The organism is Bacillus sp. JJ1521 (assembly GCF_036965165.1).
In the GTDB taxonomy this organism is placed as follows: domain Bacteria; phylum Bacillota; class Bacilli; order Bacillales; family Bacillaceae_L; genus Ferdinandcohnia.
In genome coordinates this window covers 1-20196 of the sequence record NZ_JBALOX010000070.1, presented here as the reverse complement: position 1 = coordinate 20196, position 20196 = coordinate 1, and the positions used below count along the sequence as shown (strand labels likewise).

15 protein-coding genes are annotated in these 20196 nt (G+C 38.7%); all 15 read left to right on the top strand.

Annotated features, from left to right (window positions below; genetic code table 11):
* Positions 1 to 10: 10 nt before the first annotated feature.
* The 15 genes from V7147_RS11290 to V7147_RS11220 all read left to right on the top strand — a co-directional run bounded on the left by V7147_RS11290 (position 11) and on the right by V7147_RS11220 (position 20140).
* Complete coding sequence (locus V7147_RS11290; protein ID WP_335367957.1) at positions 11 to 607, top strand: DUF624 domain-containing protein; 597 nt, start codon at positions 11 to 13, stop codon at positions 605 to 607.
* Positions 608 to 803: 196 nt separating this feature from the next.
* Complete coding sequence (locus V7147_RS11285; protein WP_335367956.1) at positions 804 to 2096, top strand: ABC transporter substrate-binding protein; 1293 nt, start codon at positions 804 to 806, stop codon at positions 2094 to 2096.
* A gap of 424 nt (positions 2097 to 2520) precedes the next feature.
* Positions 2521 to 3420, top strand: coding sequence for a carbohydrate ABC transporter permease (locus V7147_RS11280; RefSeq protein ID WP_335367955.1), 900 nt, complete (start codon positions 2521 to 2523; stop codon positions 3418 to 3420).
* Between the two features lie 13 nt (positions 3421 to 3433).
* Positions 3434 to 4267 (top strand): carbohydrate ABC transporter permease, encoded by an 834-nt coding sequence (locus tag V7147_RS11275; protein WP_335367954.1) that lies wholly within the window; start codon positions 3434 to 3436, stop codon positions 4265 to 4267.
* A 42-nt stretch (positions 4268 to 4309) separates the two neighbouring features.
* On the top strand, positions 4310 to 5869 hold the full coding sequence (locus tag V7147_RS11270) for a DUF4127 family protein (protein WP_335367953.1): 1560 nt from the start codon (positions 4310 to 4312) through the stop codon (positions 5867 to 5869).
* A 22-nt stretch (positions 5870 to 5891) separates the two neighbouring features.
* Positions 5892 to 7469, top strand: a complete 1578-nt coding sequence (locus V7147_RS11265; protein ID WP_335367952.1) for an FAD-dependent oxidoreductase — start codon at positions 5892 to 5894, stop codon at positions 7467 to 7469.
* A 12-nt stretch (positions 7470 to 7481) separates the two neighbouring features.
* Positions 7482 to 8669: an alpha amylase family protein gene (locus V7147_RS11260; RefSeq protein ID WP_335367951.1), complete on the top strand. Its 1188-nt coding sequence runs from the start codon at positions 7482 to 7484 to the stop codon at positions 8667 to 8669.
* Positions 8670 to 8688: 19 nt separating this feature from the next.
* Positions 8689 to 9381: an N-acetylmannosamine-6-phosphate 2-epimerase gene (locus V7147_RS11255; RefSeq protein WP_335367950.1), complete on the top strand. Its 693-nt coding sequence runs from the start codon at positions 8689 to 8691 to the stop codon at positions 9379 to 9381.
* 23 nt (positions 9382 to 9404) lie between these two features.
* Entirely contained in the window at positions 9405 to 10286 is an 882-nt protein-coding gene (locus tag V7147_RS11250) for an ROK family protein (protein ID WP_335367949.1), read from the top strand.
* 17 nt (positions 10287 to 10303) lie between these two features.
* On the top strand, positions 10304 to 11014 hold the full coding sequence (locus V7147_RS11245) for an alpha/beta hydrolase (protein ID WP_335367948.1): 711 nt from the start codon (positions 10304 to 10306) through the stop codon (positions 11012 to 11014).
* A 154-nt stretch (positions 11015 to 11168) separates the two neighbouring features.
* The gene (locus V7147_RS11240) at positions 11169 to 13037 is read left to right on the top strand and encodes a beta-N-acetylhexosaminidase (RefSeq protein ID WP_335367947.1); all 1869 of its coding nucleotides are present in this window, start codon (positions 11169 to 11171) and stop codon (positions 13035 to 13037) included.
* 96 nt (positions 13038 to 13133) lie between these two features.
* Positions 13134 to 14198, top strand: coding sequence for an SGNH/GDSL hydrolase family protein (locus V7147_RS11235; RefSeq protein ID WP_335367946.1), 1065 nt, complete (start codon positions 13134 to 13136; stop codon positions 14196 to 14198).
* A gap of 662 nt (positions 14199 to 14860) precedes the next feature.
* Positions 14861 to 17989: a S8 family serine peptidase gene (locus V7147_RS11230; protein ID WP_335367945.1), complete on the top strand. Its 3129-nt coding sequence runs from the start codon at positions 14861 to 14863 to the stop codon at positions 17987 to 17989.
* 215 nt (positions 17990 to 18204) lie between these two features.
* Positions 18205 to 18732 (top strand): signal peptidase I, encoded by a 528-nt coding sequence (locus V7147_RS11225; RefSeq protein ID WP_335367944.1) that lies wholly within the window; start codon positions 18205 to 18207, stop codon positions 18730 to 18732.
* A 250-nt stretch (positions 18733 to 18982) separates the two neighbouring features.
* A complete protein-coding gene (locus tag V7147_RS11220) occupies positions 18983 to 20140 on the top strand; it encodes a hypothetical protein (RefSeq protein ID WP_335367943.1) in 1158 nt (385 codons plus the stop codon).
* Positions 20141 to 20196: the final 56 nt, after the last annotated feature.

The window sequence follows — 20196 nt, the reverse complement described above, 5'->3', positions numbered from 1 at the left end:
GAGAAAGAGAATGGTTCCCCAAAATAATAAAGTGTTTGAGGTTCTTGAATATATACTTGATTTACTGATACTAAATTTTTTATTCATTATCTGCTCCTTACCGATTGTCACAGCAATCCCTGCGTTTGTGGCATTAGTTGGAGCCATTAAATCCATGTCAGAGGAGGAACCAATCCCAGCCTGGAAACAATTTTTCCTCCTTTTTTATAAATATATCCAAAAGGGGATGAAAATGTGGATTGTCCTGTTTTTTATATCAGTAGTAATAATTGGGGATATTATTGCTGTGTTTTATTTGCCAAATGAATTACAGAATTTCCTGCTTCCTTTTACGATTCTCTTGGTTCTTCTTTTCTCAGGTGTGTTTAGCAATCTAATCAAATTATTCATTTTAGGGGAGTTTCGTTTTAGATGGCTCTTTATTACTAGCTTTATTTTGTTCATCAGAAAACCACTAAAGCCTTTGCTAATTATGTTGATTACGATGTTAGTCATTGTTCTATCAATCTATCTAGAGTTTATTCCCTTTTTCATAACATTTAGTTTGATAGCCTTTATAGTGTATTTCGCAATGTTTGAAAAAAATAGTGAAACTAGAATTGAGTGAATTTAATAAAAAGTGGAGATTTTTTTATTTTTTGAACAAAAAGGTGGATTAAATCTCCAAAAGATGATACATTTTTAGTAGAGAGCTAATTCTCAAATGGAAGCACTTTATGAAAGCGGTTGTTTCCGAGTGATGAACAAGCAAAACAAGCATCTAGACTAAACAAAAATAAAAAATATCAGTGGGGTGAATTGCAATGAGTAAAGGTTTTAAAAAAGTAGTAACTGTAGCTATGATGTTTTTACTGGTTTTTGGAGTATTAGCGGCATGTAACTCTGAAGACTCAGGAGCAAAGAGTTCAGGAGATTCAGACAAAGGTAAAGGTAATGAGAAAGAAACAACGGTTGAATTCTGGACAATCTCTCTTCAACCAACGTTCAATGATTATTTTAATGATCTTATCGCAAAATACGAAGAAGAGAATCCAGGAGTGAAAATTGACTGGAAAGACTTTCCGTATGATGCTGTTCAGAACAAATTATTGACAAGTATTGCGAGCAAAAAAGCTCCAGATGTAGTTAACTTAAATACGGTTATGGCTCAACAAATGGCTTCCAAAGACGCATTAGTTGATTTTAACCAACAATTAACGGATGAGCAAAAGGATATTTATTTTGAAGGAATCTATAATTCCACTGCACAAGGTGATGGTGCATATGCACTTCCATGGTATACAGGTATTCCAGTTTTATACATCAATAAGTCATTAGCGGAAAAAGCGGGTATTGATGTAAATAATCCACCACAAACAAAAGCGGAACTAGCAGAGTGGGGTAAACTAATTGCAGATAAAACAGATTCTTATGGATACGTATTCACGATGGAAACTCGTTCTATCCTTGAAGAGGGCTTCAAAATTGTAGATGGCGATAAAGCGATATTCAATAACGATGAAGTAAAAGAATATATCCAAGGCAATATTGATTTAATCAAAGATGGGGTTATTCCAAAGGATATTCCAGCATTTGATAAACAAGTTCAATTATTTGGTAGTGAACAAGTAGGTATGATTATCTCAAGTTCTTCATTTATTAACCAATTAAAAACAGCTTCACCAGATGTATATGAAAATACAATCGCTGTTCCAGCACCAGTTGGAAAAGCTGGCATTCGTTTTACAAACACTATGAATCTAGTTGTACCTAAGGCTTCTAAGAATGTTGATGCTGCAACGGCATTTGCACATTACGTAACAAACGACGCAAACCAATTAGCGTTCTCTAAAGCAGCAAACACACTTCCTTCAACTAAAGGTGCTGCGAAGGATGATCACTTCTATAAAAATGATGGAACATTAGAAGGTCAAGCTCTAACTGCTTCTGTTGAAAGCTTAGATAAAGCGACAGACTTCTATCTTGGTGTTGAAAACGCAGGAGATGTGGATAGTACAATAAATAAACATTTACAAAACATCTACATCAATGATCAAGATCTTAAAGCTGAGCTTGATGCAGCTGAAAAAGAAGTTAATGATATCCTAGCTCGTTAACATTATTCATCAGAAGTCCCTCACTTTTAAGTGGGGATGAATGCAAATAGTGTATGAATTAGCTTGGGGGTTCAAACATTGCCTGAAAAAAGTTAGCCCCCGGCGAATGCCACGATTTTTCAAAGGAAGCTTTCGGGCATAAGATCAAAGACGAAGAACGCCACATCCTTTGGCAACGTCTTTGTGACCCGCATCATGTGGGCCTAAAAAATCGGGCACAAATACGCCAAAACGTATTTGATTATATGAAAACTGAATGGGCAGATGGACTTCTGCCCATTTAATTTTATTCAGCAGAAGCTGAAAAAATTAAAGCCTCCGGCGGATGCCACAGATTTTCAAAGGAAACTTTTCGAGCAAGCTCGAAAAAATCTGGGCGCAAATACGCCGAGGCGCATTTGATTAGATTAGGAGGGAATATCCTATGGGAAAGAAAAGAGCTACCGGTTACAGCAGATTTACCGAGGTTCAAACTGCATGGTTTTTTATGGCACCAGGGTTGATATTGCTTGCTCTATTCACCTTTTGGCCGATTATCTTCAGTCTTCCTTTGGCATTTACAAATTATTCGGTTATCGGAGAAACATCGTTCGTAGGACTGGAAAACTTTAAGCGTGCATTTTCTGACGTAGACTTTATAGCTTCGATTAAAAACTCTCTACTATATATGATTATTGTGCCGTTTATTCAAATCATCTCCATCTTAATGGCCATTCTAGTAAATCGAAATATAGCGGGTATTAAGTTTTTCAGAACTGCCTATTATATTCCAGTTGTAACATCAATGGTTGCTGTTGCAATAATCTGGGGTTGGTTAATGAGCTCAAACGGAGTTCTCAACTATCTCTTAATGTCAATTGGACTATTAGATGAAAGAGTGAATTGGCTATCTGATAAAGATACAGCTTTATGGGCCCTAATGTTTATCACTTTATGGAAGGGCTTAGGCTATTATATGATGATTTATCTTGCTGGCCTGCAAGCTGTCCCAACTGATTGCATCGAGGCAGCAAGAATCGATGGTGCAAGTAACTTCCAAATTATTCGAAAGATCACCATTCCTTTGTTAAAGCCATATATATTCTTATGTACTCTAGTTTCCTTAATGGCAGCGATTCGTGTATTTGATGAAGTATTCGTATTAACGTCTGGTGGACCTGGTAATGCAACTTTAACAAGTAGTGTATATATCTACCAGCAAGGATTTGAACAATTTGAATTTGGATATTCATCTGCACTAGGATTAATCGTAAGTGTCATTATCATGTTCTTCAGTATTTTCGTCTTCGTGTTTAACAAGAAGGGTGGTGTAAATCCATATTAATATGGATAAGCCTATGAAAAATACGAATCTACTTAAAAAAATAGTCAGTAAATTCTTCGTGTATGTGTTATTAATTTTATTTGCCATCTTCATGATGGGACCATTCCTTTGGCTGTTAAGTGTATCACTCATGCCTGGTAAAAACATTTTTGCCTTTCCACCTGCGATACTTCCAACCTTCATAGACTTCAAAAACTATTTGGAAGTTTGGGAGTATATGGACTTTCTTAAGTATATTTGGAATACAGTTATAATCACCTTCCTAGGTGTCACATTGAGTATTATATTTAGTGGTTTAACGGCTTATCCGTTAGCTATATTCAAATTCAAAGGAAGAAATTTTATTTTCCTATTACTCGTTTCGACAATGATTATTCCTGCGGCTGCAGCACTTGTTGTTAACTATTTAACGATTAATAGCTTGGGATTAATTAACACATTCACCGGCGTTGTACTTCCTACACTTGTTTCCGTATTTAATGTATTCCTATTCAGACAAGCATTCATGGGAATCCCTACGGATATAAGAGACTCAGGAAAAATGGACGGCGCATCCGAATTCAGGATTTGGGTTCAATTAATGATGCCAATGATCAAACCAGCTGTTGCGGTTGTGGGATTATTTGAATTTATGGCGAACTGGAATAGTTTCCTTTGGCCAATCATTGTGTTAGAAACAGAAAAATACCCATTAGCTTCAGCGTTAAGCTTTTTAAATGGTCAATTTTCATATAACTTTGGGTGGATTGCAGCTGGTACGGTTATTTCCGTAATACCAATCATCATCGTTTTCTTATTCACTCAAAAATATTATATGGAAGGCATTTCAGGTGCGGTTAAAGGATAATGCATCTGGAATAAAAAGTGCTAAGAAAAAGGGAGATTTCAAATGTACAAAATTGCGTATATCCCATTAGATGAACGCCCATGTAATTACTCTTTCCCTAGTCTAATGACAGAATGGGACGGGGGGGCAGGTTCCTTGTCTCAAGGGGAAGTGAATCTAGTAAGACCACCTTTAAGCCTTATGGGAAATAAAAAAGCACCCGGAAACACGGAAAAAATATGGGAGTGGCTGTATGAAGAAGTAAAAGATGCAAATGGTCTAATTCTTTCATTAGATACATTGTTATATGGAGGAATTATTCCTTCTAGATTGCACTCGTTAACAATAGATGAGTGCAGGAACGCACTCGCGGGGCTATCCCGGTTAAAAGAAATAAATCCAGATGTGAAAATATATGCCTTCAACTTAATCATGAGATGCCCGAAGTATTCTAGTAGTGATGAAGAACCGGATTATTATGGTGATTGGGGAAGTGAGATTTTTCAATTTGGGAAAATACATCATCTCATTTCTGCCAATCTAGCATCTGAAGAAGACCTGAAGCAGTATGAAAACTTAAAGCAACAACTTCCACAAGACGTAGTAGACGACTACTTATCTCGAAGAAAAATTAATGTCGAGGTAAATCAGCTCGTCCTTGAATATGTGAATACCGGATTGATTGATTTCTTGATCATTCCTCAGGATGATTCTGCACCCTACGGCTGGACTGCCATTGATCAACAAGAAGTTAGAGGAGCGATTGCTTCCCATAATCTTGAGCTAGATGTGTATATGTATCCGGGGGCAGATGAAGTCGGCTGTACGTTGTTGGCAAGAATGGTCAACAGCTTTAAAGGGAAGAGACCGTTGGTATATCCAGTGTTCTCGAGTACACAAGGTCCGTCTGTTACGCCGTTATATGAGGATCGTCCATTAATGGAGACGCTAAAATATCAAATTTTAGCAGCAGGTGGACTTATTACTTCAAGTCTCGACGAAGCTGACATTGCCCTATTTTTAAATTCACCGGTTGAACCGATGATGGAAGCTGCCTACCAGGATCATTTGAGTACAAAATATCAGGTGAATCGAGGTCTAATCGATTTTGTAGAAAAACTAGACTATATGATAAATGAAAAAAACATCCCATGTGTAGTGGCCGATGTCGCTTTTGCGAACGGGTCAGATTTAGGTTTACTAAAGCTATTAAAAAGAAAGAAGCTTCTTTTTAAAGTAGCTGGATACGCTGGTTGGAATACGAGTTCAAATACACTCGGAACGTGCATTGCACAAGGGATGATTCACCATGTATATGGAAGCTCGCAAACCCATATGAATTTTCTATCATTACGCTATGTGGAGGATGCAGGATACTGTAGCTTCGTTCGAAAAAATGTAACGAATAATGTGTTGCCTGAACTAGGCTATGACTATTTCCTTGTTGACGGAAAAAAAGGAAGAGTTTCAGAAATTGTTCAAGAACAATTGAATGAGTTTATTAGAGAAAATCTTAGCGATGAAGAAAACGGTCTTTTTATTCGAGATTGCTACATGCCGTGGAGCCGCATGTTTGAGGTCGGATTGGATGTTGAACATATACCGAGAGTAAAAAAAGAGTAGTTGTTAAAAAGGAGTTGCTACAATGATGATGCACGAATCGACAGATGTTGTGGTAATAGGCGGAGGTTTAGGTGGATGTATGGCCTCCTTAGCTGTTGCCAAAATGGGATTAAAGGTCATTATGACGGAAGAAACGGATTGGTTAGGTGGACAGCTTACAAGTCAGGCAGTACCTCCAGATGAACATAAATGGATTGAAAGATATGGCAGTACCGCTACATACCGAGAATTTAGAAATCGTGTACGCCAATATTATCGTGACAACTATCCGCTCACAAATGAAGCAAGGGGAAATGACATATTGAACCCTGGAAATGGCTGGGTGAGTCGCTTAGCGCATGAACCTAAGGTTGCTTTAAAAGTGATCGAGGATATGCTTGCCCCTTACCTGAACAGCGGGAAAATAAAAGTCCTATACAACTATAAACCTTTAGAGGCGAAGACAGAAGATGATGTTGTAAAATCTGTTACGGTAACTCATGTAAACGAACCTAGAAAAATTGAATTGATTGGCCACTATTTTTTAGATGCCACTGAATGTGGAGATGTTCTGCCAATTGCCGGAGTTGAATATGTATCAGGTGCGGAGTCCAGAAAAGAAACCGGAGAGCCACATGCTTTAGAGGAAGCAAATCCAATCGATATGCAATCCTTTACCTATGTATTTGCGGTTGATTATGTGGAAGGTGGAAATTTTACCATTGATAAACCTGAACAATATGATTTTTGGCGTGAATACATGCCGAGCTTCTCACATCTGCCACTTTTTAGCTGGTATGCAACAGATGCGGATGATACATCAAAGCTGAAGCAATTTACTTTATTTCCGAATGACGAAGGGATTCCTTCCTTATTCACTTATCGAAGAATACTAGATACAGAGAACTTGGAAGGAAATCTATATGAAGGCGATATTTCTCTCATCAATTGGGCGCAAAATGACTATTTTCTAGGCCCAATCTATGAAGTGCCAGAAGAGGAAGTCGAAAAAAACTTATATAATGCCAAACAACAAAGCTTATCCCTCTTATACTGGCTGCAAACAGAAGCACCAAGACTTGACGGAGGAAAGGGCTACCCAGGCTTAAGGCTTCGTAAGGATGTATTAGATACAGAAGATGGACTTGCAAAACACCCGTACATTCGTGAATCAAGAAGAATTAAAGCTGTTTACACCATTACCGAACAGGATGTTAGTAAAGAAATAAGAGGAGACAAGGGGATATGTGAGTATTACGATAGTGTTGGCGTTGGAAGCTATCATTTAGATTTACACCATACAACAGTGTCAAATCGTAGCTTCTATATTCCAAATTATCCGTACGAAATACCGCTTGGTGCACTATTGCCAGTACGTGTGAAGAATGTAATTCCTGCATGTAAAAATATTGGGACTACACAAATTACAAATGGCTGCTACAGACTTCAACCAACGGAATGGAATATTGGAGAATCAGCAGGTTATCTAGTGGCATATTCCCTCTTAAATAATGTGACTCCACATCAGGTAAGAGAAGAGCAGGAGCACCTAAAAGAATATCAAAATCAATTATCGAAAAATGGTGTTCAGCTTCATTGGCCAGAGGATATTGACCTATAAGGGGGAGCGAAAATGAAACAACCAAACATATTATGGGTGGACTTTTTAGCAAATGGTACCCGACTATTAGAACCGGAAAAAATGAAAGAGCTCATTCAACATGCCCTAAAATGTAAAATTACACATCTTGTAGTTGATGCAAAAATTCCATATGGATTTACTACCTATCCAAGTGAATTTGCATACCATGTGAGTGAAATGAAGGATGAACAGTACCATGCTTGGAAAGGGCGAGATTTTCTTCAGGAAATGATTCATCATGCAAAAGGCTCTGGTCTGAAGATTATCGCAAATGTCGATATATTTGCTGAAGGAAATGGAATCGACAAAGAAGGAATGGTATATGACAAGCCGGAGTGGCAGGTTGTGAAGTATAACGATGCGCTTTCAGATATGCCGACAGCAGCGGAGAATCACAATGATCCAACGGTTTTTGTGAATCCGATTCATCCAGAGGTTGAAGCCTATGAACTAAATATCATTCAAGAAATTGTTCGTAACTATGAAATTGATGGTGTTGTTTTAGACAGATGCCGTTATCCGAATATATACGGCGATTTTAGTAGCTTAAGTCGCTCAGCATTTGAAGCCTTTATCGGCCAAGAAGTTATTAACTGGCCAGAGGACATTATGACTCTTGAGGACAAGAAACCTGTTTTTGGTCCTCTATTCCCAAAATGGGCAGAATTCCGAGCAAGAAACATTAAAAACTTTGTTCAAAAAGCAAAAAATGTGGTGAAAACAAGAAATTCAGACCTCATTTTTACCATATACGTAGGTTCATGGTATCCATTGTATTATAACGAAGGTGTTAACTGGGGAAGTGAAACCTATCGCCCTTCATTAGACTGGGCTTCTGATACGTATCCTACATCTGGTTATGCGGAGGAATTTGATTTTATCATGACAGGCTGCTATTACCCAGAGGTTACGATTGAGGAAGCAAAAAACAATCAGAGACCAGCTAGTTGGTATAGCGTTGAAGGTGCTATCGAAATGAGCAAGGAAGCAATTAATGGACAAATACCAGTGATTGCTAGTCTATACTTGAAGGATTATAACAACGATGTTGAACAATTTAAAAAGGCCGTTCAGCTATGTATGGAAAAATCGGATGGAGTTATGCTGTTTGACACAGTGTATTTAGAGGAATACCAGTGGTGGAACGAGCTAGAAAAATCCATTAATGTACTAGAATAGTAACTAGGATGTGTAAAAAATGGATAACAAACAAGCGTTTTTTGACAAAATATATAGAAAATTAGTTGTGTCTTGTCAAGCTTTGCCTGATGAGCCTCTTCATAGCTCCTATATCATGAGTAAAATGGCGATAGCCGCAACCCAAGCAGGTGCAAGTGGGATACGGGCTAACAGTGTGGAAGATATTCATGAAATAAAAAAGGTAACCAACCTGCCGATCATCGGTATTATTAAACAAGACTATGACAATTCAGATGTTTTTATCACTCCAACAATGAAGGAAATTGACCTTCTTACGGGTGAAGGTGTAGATATGATTGCATTGGATGCAACAAGTAGAGTACGGCCTGACGGTCATACAATTACAGAGGTTTTTCCAGAAATCAGAAGAAGATATCCTGACCAACTATTTATGGCTGATTGTTCTACCTTAGAAGAGGGCATTCAAGCAGAAAAATTGGGATTCGATGCGATCGGAACAACATTATCTGGGTATACAGACTATACGAAGGACGTAAAATTACCCAATATTGATTTGATAAAACAATTTGTTGACCATTTAAGTGTGCCGATCATTGCTGAGGGTGGAATCTCTTTACCCGAGGAATTAAAGGAAGTGTTTGCGACAGGTGTTCACTCAGCTGTTGTGGGGTCTGCAATCACACGTCCGCAAGAAATTACAAAACGATTTTTAAAAGTGCTACAGGATTGAATCCTCATAGAGGTGATAGTGAAATGAAAATATTTGCTGCGGATATCGGTGGGACATCGATCAAATTTTGCGTAACCGATGAAAATGGTGAGATTAAGACATTTGATGAGGTTGCAACGGAAAGTAAAAAGGGTGGACCAGCAATTATTCGAAAATTGGAGAACATCCTCTTCGATTACCGAAATATAGATGCAATCAGTATTAGTACGGCTGGTCAGGTGAATAGTGACGAAGGCTATATTATCTATGCAAATGACAATCTACCAAACTATACTGGTACCAGGATAAAGGATCTCCTAGAATCGAAGTTTAATGTACCTGTTAAGGTAGAAAACGATGTGAATGCAGCAGCTCTTGGTGAAAAATATTATGGAGTTGGTAAGAAATATCGTGATTTTCTCTTTTTGACCTTCGGAACAGGTGTCGGAGGCGCGATTGTAATTGATTCAAAGCTGCATCGTGGTGTTACTGGCAGTGCCGGAGAATTTGGTCATATGAATTTATATCCGAATGGTGTCCATTGTGGTTGTGGGAAACAAGGATGTTATGAACAATATGGCTCTACAACAGCATTAATTAGAGAAGCGAAAAAAGTAAATTCAGACTGCACAAACGGTAGACTGCTGTTTGAAATGATACAACATGGTGACGATAGGTTATTTGAAGTATTTGATAATTGGACTAACGAAGTTGCACGGGGTATTTCCAGTCTAATTCATATCTTCAACCCTCCTTGTGTTATTTTAGGTGGAGGAATCATGGAGCAGGATTTGTCTATCAAACTCGTTTCTGACAAGGTTCATCAACACATTATGAATAGTTATTCTGGTGTTAAAATTTTGAAATCCGAGTTTGGCAACAAAGCGGGACTATATGGAGCAATTTCATTGCACAAATTTAGCTAAAAAAGGAGCTAAATACATTGAATAAGTATAATCGTACTTTTAATAGTTTTCATTTAAATAAAACGATTGATTATATGGTTTTAACGATGAGCGAGAATATTGAAGATGCCTATGTATTATATGTCCAGGATGGAAGGGACTATTATGAGCTAGGAGGAATGGAAAGTGCCATTCAGGATTTAGTACGTGCGAATCCTGAACTGGCCAACCATCTCGTATTCGTGCTAATACATCCAGGGGATTCGAATGAAAGATGGGAATCGTATAGTAGAAAAGGAGCTTCCTTTAGACATTTCATTCGTTTCATGAACGATGAATTTATTCCTGAGTTTGAAAGAGACTTAGGGGTTGAAAACATTTCAAAAAGAGGGCTCCTGGGAGATTCATTAGCAGGGAATATTAGCTTAAATATTGCATTAGAAAAGCCGGAAAGGTGGACGCATTTATTGCTCCAGTCTCCGGCTGTTTCTGATGGGGATATCAAGCAAGTGGCAGAAGTAGACTTGCCTTCATGGAATGTGTATCAAACCGTAGGAACATTTGAAGATGAGTTTATCTCGCCATTATCGAATGAGAAATTACTTATTTTTACAAGAAATCGTCAATTATATAGAAGTTTTTTATCGAAACAAATAAAATTTCATTACATAGAAAGCGAAGATGAACATCTGTGGAAGGTTTGGGAGCGGGATTTGCCTCTCCTGCTGGATTTTTTTGTCCAGCATTAACGGGCAGTAAGACCCAGCTTCAAGACTTCGATCAAGCAAAAAAGCATAAGTGGGGGATCAGCTGCCCGTAAAAGCCCGATTGGTTCAACTAACCATCAGTGGGGATAAAGAAACCCCCACTGATGGAAGTTTCACTGTATGAAGGAGGTTTGACATGAAGATACATTTTATTGGTGATTTAACAGAGGTGCTAGACGGAATTGCGTTACTTGGTGCTGATTTGGGAATTCAGATCGCGGAGGGCGGTTACCGAATTGAGGTTATAAATCGCAAAGGACCCTTAGTCGTAACGAACAATCAGATTATCTTTGAGAAGAGGATTCATTTTTTTAGAGGGTTAGGTTTGTGGCTGCAACACATTGAAAAGAACAAAGAATTTCATCTTACAGAAGTACCTCAATTTGAAACAAGTGGTGCGATGATTGATGTTTCGAGAAACGCGGTAATGACGGCTGATGGAATAAAAATGCTTTTACGTAAAATGGCCGTGATGGGCTTAAATATGGTAATGGTCTATACAGAGGATACCTATGTGGTTCCAGAGGCTCCTTATTTTGGATATATGCGTGGAAGATACACCGAGGATGAAATTCGAGAATGTGATGATTATGCCTTCCAATTAGGAATTGAAATGATCCCATGTATTCAAACCTTGGCTCACCTAAAGGAAGCATTAAAATGGGGCTATGCGAATGAAATAAAGGATACAGAAGATATTTTGCTCGTCGGAGAACAGAAAACCTATGAGTTTTTAAAAAAGCTAGTTGATGCCGCAATGAGACCATATCGTACAAAAAGGATCCATATCGGCATGGATGAAGCTTTGCAGCTAGGGCTTGGAAAATACATTGAAAAGAACGGGTATCATAATCGTTTTCAAATTATGAATCAGCATCTTCGGAAAGTGGTATCAATCACCGAGGAATATGGTTTGCAACCAATGATTTGGAGTGACATGTATTTTCGTTTGGCCTCCCAGAATGGAAACTATTACGACTTTGATTCATCAATATTGGATCAAGTTAAACAATCCATTCCAAACGTACAAATGGTGTATTGGGATTACTATCATTCCGATGAAGGATTTTATGAGGGAATGCTGAACACTCATAAACAGATTGTTTCAGACCCAATTTTTGCTGGCGGGTTATGGACGTGGAACGGGATTTCTCCAAATTACGCGAGGGCTTTCCGAAATACTGAGACGGCGTTAAATGCCTGCAGAAAAACCGATATCAAAGAGGTCTTTGCAACGATGTGGGGTGATAACGGTGCTGAAACCCCGATCCAAACAGCGCTTCCTGGATTGCAATTGTTTGCTGAACATACTTACCATAAAGAAGTGAGTAGAGAGCATTTGGAAGGACGTTTCTACCACTGCACAGGTTATCAGCTAAATGATTTCCTACTATTGAATGAATTTGATGAAATCCCAGGGGTTATGGAGAATAACTTATATTCCTCGAACCCATCAAAGTTTTTACTTTGGCAAGATATATTAATAGGACTATTTGATGAAAATATAAAAGGACTTCCGATTGCTGAGCATTACCAGAACTTAGTGTCGGCCTTACAGCCTACTAAGGAACGGAATCCAAGTATGGAAATGTTATTTTCCTTTTATGAGCAGCTAGCAAGGGTATTGGCCATGAAGTCAGAACTAGGGATTGACATAAAATCAGCCTATGATACTGGGGATAAAGCAGGGGTTAAAGCGTGTCTTGAAAAGCTAGAATTTCTTAAGGAAGAGATTGATAGATTAAGAAAGGCACATCGAGATGTATGGTTCTCCGTCAATAAACCTTTCGGATGGGAAGTGTTAGACATTCGATACGGTGGACTACTGACAAGACTAGAAACAGCCGAATACCGGCTCAGTGAATGGCTGAACGGTCATGTTTCTAAACTGGAGGAACTTGAAGAAGAACGCCTACGCTATGATGGTCCAGAACAATTCCCTGAAAACGTAACACTGGGAAGAGGAGAAACCTACAATCGAATTGTAACGGCGGGGAGTTTGTAGTGGACACGGGGACAGGTTCAATGTCCTTTGAAAAATAATGGTGGGATCTGTCCCATGACCCACCAGTGGATAGAGGGATGAGAGGTGCACGAAGAGATGCGATGGTACAATCCAAATGAAAAACCATTTCGTATAAGTGGATTTGCGTGGTTTGACAAGGAAGAACAGTATCGGCGACTTCCGGCTAAATCTGATTATAATGTACCACTACGAGTGGATGAATTAGCGGATAATACCTCTGGTGGACAAATTAGTTTTCGTACAAATGCTACTAAGCTTGAAATACAAGTAAAGCTAACCGATGCTGCAAGTTTGGGACATATGACCGCTTCAGGTCAATGCGGATTTGATGTATATGTGGGGGAACCTGGACATCAAATGTTTTATGCAACTGCAATCCCATCACTACTTGATCAATCGTATGAGAAACCGATTTGGGATTTTACAAGCAGTAGTCAACACATTACGGAGCAGACCAGGGAAGTAACGTTGAATTTCCCTCTGTATCAGGGGGTAGAGGAGGTACTAATAGGAACAAATTCAAGTGCAATCATTGAACCGCCTACTCCGTATTATTCAGATAAACGAGTAATTTTCTATGGTACTTCCATTACGCAGGGTGCCTGTGCAAGTAGACCTGGTATGTCGTACACGAATATCCTAAGCCGAAGAATTCATTTAGAATTTATTAATCTAGGATTCTCCGGAAGTGGAAAAGGTGAACATGGGGTTGCATTAACCATCAGAGAAATCGAACGGCCAGCCTGCTTTGTTCTTGATTATGAGGCAAATGTTACATGCAAGGAATACAAAGATACATTAATTCCCTTTATTGAAACCTATCGGGAATATCATCCGAACGTCCCCATAATCATAGTGTCAAGAATTCCGTTTGTACAGGATAAAGCAATAGGTGAGTACGATGAGTATCAAGAGCGTAGAGAATACTCGAAATCAACTGTGGAAAAATTAAGGCAACAAGGCGATAAGAATATTTCATTTATAGATGGATCTATTTTGTTAGGTGAATTATGGCATGAATGCACAGTCGATGGAATCCATCCGAATGACTTGGGATTTATGGAAATGGCAAATCGTATGGAGAATGCGTTTATGTTTTTAAGGCCGACTGATAAAGCGGGTGGGACATGGATACTCTAGGTCAAGAGGACATGTCCCTTGGCCCACATTTCTTATGCGCAATTCTACAAATTAAGACGCAATTCCAATGTTTTAAAACGCTATTACCCGAAGTAATACGCAAATATCATCGCGAATTACGCAATCCCCCATTTTCATATTCCCAAGCTGGGTCAGGGGAACAGTCACGTGGTGCCCAATAAATTGCTAAAGCGCAATTCTACAAATTAAAACGTAATTATCCAAATTAAAACGTAATTATCCAAATTAAAGCGCAATTCGCCAAAATAAAACGCAATTCCACTGCGCTAAAATGCAATTCCCCTTTATCGTATCCCAAGATAGGAACCAGTAGAACCGTCCCCATGGTTCTCGTTACTTGTACCCACAAGACGTCATCCCTTTACCCTATCAAAGGGTCATTCATCCTGCCTTCGTTTCCTACCTTTGACCCATCTACTACCCCTCCAATTCTCCCAAAACGACAAATTTCAACACTGTAAACACCCGCTTTTAGCCATATTTTACTATGACTTTTAGTGCTAGTTCCAGAAATGGTAATTTAGTATAGTATGAATATCCTGAAAATTTTGTAACGTTTTAGGGGCGAAATTTTCGAGAACGGGGACTATTTTTCCGGTTTTCGTAGTTTTATAGGCTTTTATGTAAAAGGGAGGATGAAAATGGCTAAGAGAATTACAGCATTATTACTAGTTTTACTACTAGCATTTAGTGGCAGCGGTTTTGCTTTTACAGGCGGAATTACACCGAAGCAGCTAGATGCGCAGAAACCGACGAGCGACATCACGAATCGTGAAGCGACAGATGTCCCGAATATTGACCCTGACCAAGAGGTGCGTGTTGTTGTCGAAATGGACGGCGATGCACCGGTTGAGGTAGCAACGAAAAAGGGTAAAAAGTACGATAAGCTTTCAAAGGGAGAAAGAAAGCAACTTGAAAAAGCTGCGAAAAACAAACAAAAAGCAGCGAAAGATAAAATCAAAGGTAAAAAAGTGAACATCAAGTACGAGCAAGAATTCGATGCCATTGTAAATGGCTTCAGTGGAAAAGTGAAATATGGGGATATCTCAAAAATCAAAGAAGTCCCTGAAGTAAAAAATGTTTACATAGCAACTGAATATGAGCTTCCAGAAGAAGAAGCAGACATGAAATACAGTAAAGAGCTAGTTGAAGCACAGCAAGTTTGGCGTGACTTCGAGTTCAAAGGAGAAGGGATGATTGTCGGAATCATTGACTCTGGTATCGACCCAACTCATAAGGACTTTGTTTTAACTGACAGTTCCAAAGCTGATTTAACTGAGGCTGACGTGAACAATGAAATTACGGAGTCTGGCCTTCCAGGAAAATTCTGGACTGAAAAAGTTCCTTACGGTTGGAACTACATGGATAACAACGATCACATTACAGATTTAAATGCGGATACAAATATGCATGGAATGCACGTAGCTGGAACAGTTGCGGCAAACGGTGATGAAGAAAATGGTGGCATCCAAGGTGTTGCTCCAGAAGCTCAATTACTTGCGTTACGTGTATTTGGTGAAAATGTAGCAACAACTTATGGTGATATTTACATTAAAGCAATTGACGATGCAATTAAGCTTGGTGCAGACGTTCTTAACATGAGCCTTGGCTCCACAGCTGGATTTGTTGATGCTAACTCTCCTGAACAACAAGCAGTTACTCGTGCAGTTGATAATGGAGTTGTCATGTCCATCTCCGCAGGTAACTCGAACCATTTAGGTAGTGGCTCAAGTTTCCCATATCCATATGCGGCTAACCCTGACTATGGTGTAGTAGGTTCACCTGGTGTATCCTATGATTCACTTCAAGTTGCGTCATTTGAAAACACAAACATGACAGTTGACGCAGTTAACCTAAAAGTGGGTGAGGCGGAACCAACTCCAGTGATGTACTTATCTGCAAGTCAGGCGAACCCAGCAGCTGGGACAAGCTATGAACTAGTGGACGCTGGCCTTGGAACCCCTGAAGAATTTGCAGGTAAAAATCTAGACGGTAAATATGCATTGGTTCAACGTGGTGTAATCGGCTTTGTTGATAAAGCAATAAATGCACAAGCCGCAGGTGCTGCAGGTGTATTCATCTACAACAACACAGATGGAACAGTAAGCATGGCATCTGACGCAGCGATTACAATTCCACAATTATTTATGCTAAAAGCAGATGGTGATCGCGCTGCAGCTGCTCTTAAAGCTGGTCAAACAGTTACCGTATCATTTGACGGTAATCAACTGTCCATTCCAAACACAAATACTGGAAAAATGAGTGACTTCACATCTTGGGGAATTACACCAAACCTTGATTTTAAACCAGAAATCACGGCTCCAGGAGGACAAATTTACTCAACAATCAATGATGATAAATATGGGATTAAAAGCGGTACATCAATGGCGGCTCCACACGTTTCAGGTGGATCTGCATTAGTATTAGAGCGTGTCGATAAAGAATTTGGTCTTGAAGGCGCGGATCGTTCTAAGCTTGCGAAAAAATTAATGATGAACACAGCGAAACCAGTGGATTTAGGAGAAGCACCAGTATCTCCACGACGTCAAGGTTCAGGTCTAATGCAGCTCCATGCAGCATTTACAACACCTGTTACAGTCACTAACTCCAATACGGGTGAAGCAAAGGTTGCGCTTAAAGAAGTGAAAGACAATGTTGTCAAATTTTCTTTAACAGCTGAAAATCTTACTGATCAGGCTGCAACATATGAAGTAAATGCAAGTGCTCAAACGGATATGCCGGTAAATGCAGGAATTTTGGTAACAGCTCCAAACCTTTATGGTTCTATGGACCTGGGAGCTATCGCAACTGTTAACGGTCAAGCAACTAATACAATCGAAGTACCTGCAAATGGTAAAACGACATTTGAAGTGACAGTTGATGTAAGCGAGTGGGACGCAGATTTAGCTTCCATTTTTACAAATGGCTATTGGTTAGAAGGCTTTGTTAAATTAACGGATCCAACGGATACAAACCCAGATCTAGTCGTACCTTACGTAGGGTTTAAAGGTGACTGGAATGCAGCGCCAATATTTGATGCTCCAATTTGGGATGATGCGACTTACTACGGAACAACCGGAGTAATGTCACGTGTGAGTGGCAGCAGCTACAAATACCTTGGTGTCAGCCAAGCAACTGGTCAAATCGATACCAATCTAATTGCAATCTCACCAAACGGCGATGGAGCGAACGACAGCGCAACCTATCTGTTATCGTTCCTTCGAAATGCAAAAGAATTCAACCTATCTGTCCTTAATGGGGATGGCAAGGTTGTAAAAGAAATTACATCCGAAGAATTTGTCCGCAAAAACTACTATGATGGTGGACAAGGACAAATGTATTACCTGATCTCTGACTGGACTTGGGACGGTACCGGTAAAAATGGCAAGGTTGTACCAGATGGTCAATATTACCTTCAGGCAAAAGCAACACTTGACTATGACGGTGCAGAAGCACAAACACTAACTATTCCGGTAAAACTTGACGTCACAACACCTAAAGTTAAAACAACTTTAGAAAAAGACGGCAAAACCGTATCAGTTGACGTCTCAGACAAAACAAGCGGCATTGCATACTGGACAGTGTTGGTCGACGGTCAATCCGTAATTGACGTGCCATACGTAAACGGCGAAACAGAACACGTCTTTGCAAATGAACTCACAAAAGACCAAACCGTAAAAATCGTAGCAGTCGACTACGCTGGTAACGTCACAACAAACGAAGTAAAAATCGGCAACAAAGGCAATAACGGAAACACAGGAAACAAGTAAAACTAAACTATGAGACTAGCAATCAATTTTTGGTTGCTGGTCTTTTTTATTTGTTACAGACTGCCCTACTAAGTGTCTTGTACACCACAATAAAGAACGACCTATTAATACAAAACCTTGTTTGATAAGAAAAAAATGGTTATAATCTAGTTGTAATGTTCTCTATTGAGAATTATATATCAGTAATTCTGTCTTTCAAGGGCGTGTTCAATAATATGAGAAAAAAGATAGGTACCTGGGTAGGTAACATCGTGTTTGTAGTTTTTATAATGATCACACTTGCAATCATAGTTTTATTACTATTATCAAAAAATCAGCAGGGACAAGTACCTTCCATCTTTGGTTATAAAATGCTGACGGTTTTATCCGGAAGTATGGAACCTTTACTCAGCCCGGGGGATGTAATCTTTGTAAAGGAATTAGATCCCAATCTAGTAAAAGTGAATGATGTGATTACATATCAAAAAGGAGAGCAAACTTTTATAACCCATAGAGTAGTTGATATGTTCACAAATGTGGGAGCTATATCCTTTCAAACAAAGGGTGACGCTAACAACGTGAATGATCAGGAATTAGTAGAACCAAATCAAATAGTAGGGACCTTAAAATTCCACATCCCTAAAGTTGGCTACATTGCGAATATGCTTAAGAGTAAATTGGGCTTATTTTTAATTGGTGGGGTAATCCTGGTATTTGTCCTATTAAAAAGTGTGAGAGTTATTTCTATTAAAAAACAAGTTTGACACCATTTTATAAAAGGGTGCGAATAAGTGTTGTTAGGATGTTCTTTATTGGGAACAATTTATGTTTTTAACTTTAAGGGGCAAGAAACTTTTAATACTAGACCATGAAGTTCAACAATTCCCCTTAAGGTTCAAAATAAAGAAATCAAAGGATACGGAGGTGAATAAGCTATATAAAAAATAGAATACTAGAATTGCAGCAATCTGTAGTTTTGTAGAAGCATAAAAAAATGAAGTAGGGGTGTTTATTTTGAAACGGAATACAATTTTTATCTTAATCTCAGCGCTGGTTCTTGTAACGGTTGCAACATTAATAGGAACAGTGGCTTATTTTTCGAAAAGCTTTACAAGTGACGGCAACGTTGCAAAAGCTGCGCTATTTGATGTTGATGTCGTAGGTTCAAATGGGAAAACAATTGCTGATGCACAATTTGACTTAAAAGAAGATCTATATCCAGGAATGGAAACAAAGGAAGTTTACAACTTTGAGATTAATAGAAATAACACAGATTTGCCAGTTGAATATAAGGTAAAACTTTTACCAAGTGGGGATCTGTTCCCAGCAGGGACTAGCTCTCCAGTCGTTTTAACATTACAAAGATTGGTTGATGGCAAATGGGTAGATGTGGCTTTCGAAAGTAAGTTTAAACCTGGAAACGATGTAGAAAAATTTAAGGTTTTCGTAGACTGGAAGCATAGTGATAATGATATTGCCTTCCAAGGCAAAACAGGTAACATCAAATTAGAGGTAGTGGCCACCCAAGTGGATCCAGAGCCTGTTGTTGTGGACTTTGGAAGTGCACAAATATTTTTATATAAGGATTCCACGTCCTCAACTAATAAAATTGACTTTGATACAATTACAAATTTTAAACTAAAAAACAAGAAGACAGGTAAAGAATATACAGTTGGAACTAGTCCTTGGAATATTAAGGAAAGATTTGATATGAAAGACATTCCAGTTGGTGAGTACACCATCGATTTCGATATGCCAAAAGGAATGAGTGTTAAGGAAATTAAGCTCGGTGAATCATACAAAGAAAAGATTTACGATGCATCAAGTAATCCATTGGTAATTACGAAAGACAAAAAAGAATATGTAGATATTGTATTAAAATCAGATTTGATATTAAACGAGATTAAACCTTTGAACGATTTAAAAGTTCCATCGAATATCACATTTAATGAATTTAATGCGGCACTACCAAAGCAAGCAAAAATTGTTGATTCAGCCGGTCAAGAACATCAAGTTGATTTAAAATGGGATATTAGACCGTTTAATTTTGAAAGCTATAAAAAACCAGGTACAACTACTTTGTATAGCGAATTTTTTAAACTGCCAGTAAATGTTTCTAACTCAGTACCATCACAAAGACTAGAAGTAACGCTTAAAGTGATTTTTGAATAAAGTACGGCAAAACAAGACTAGGGGATTCTTCCTGTTATAAGGGTGAACTCCTAGTC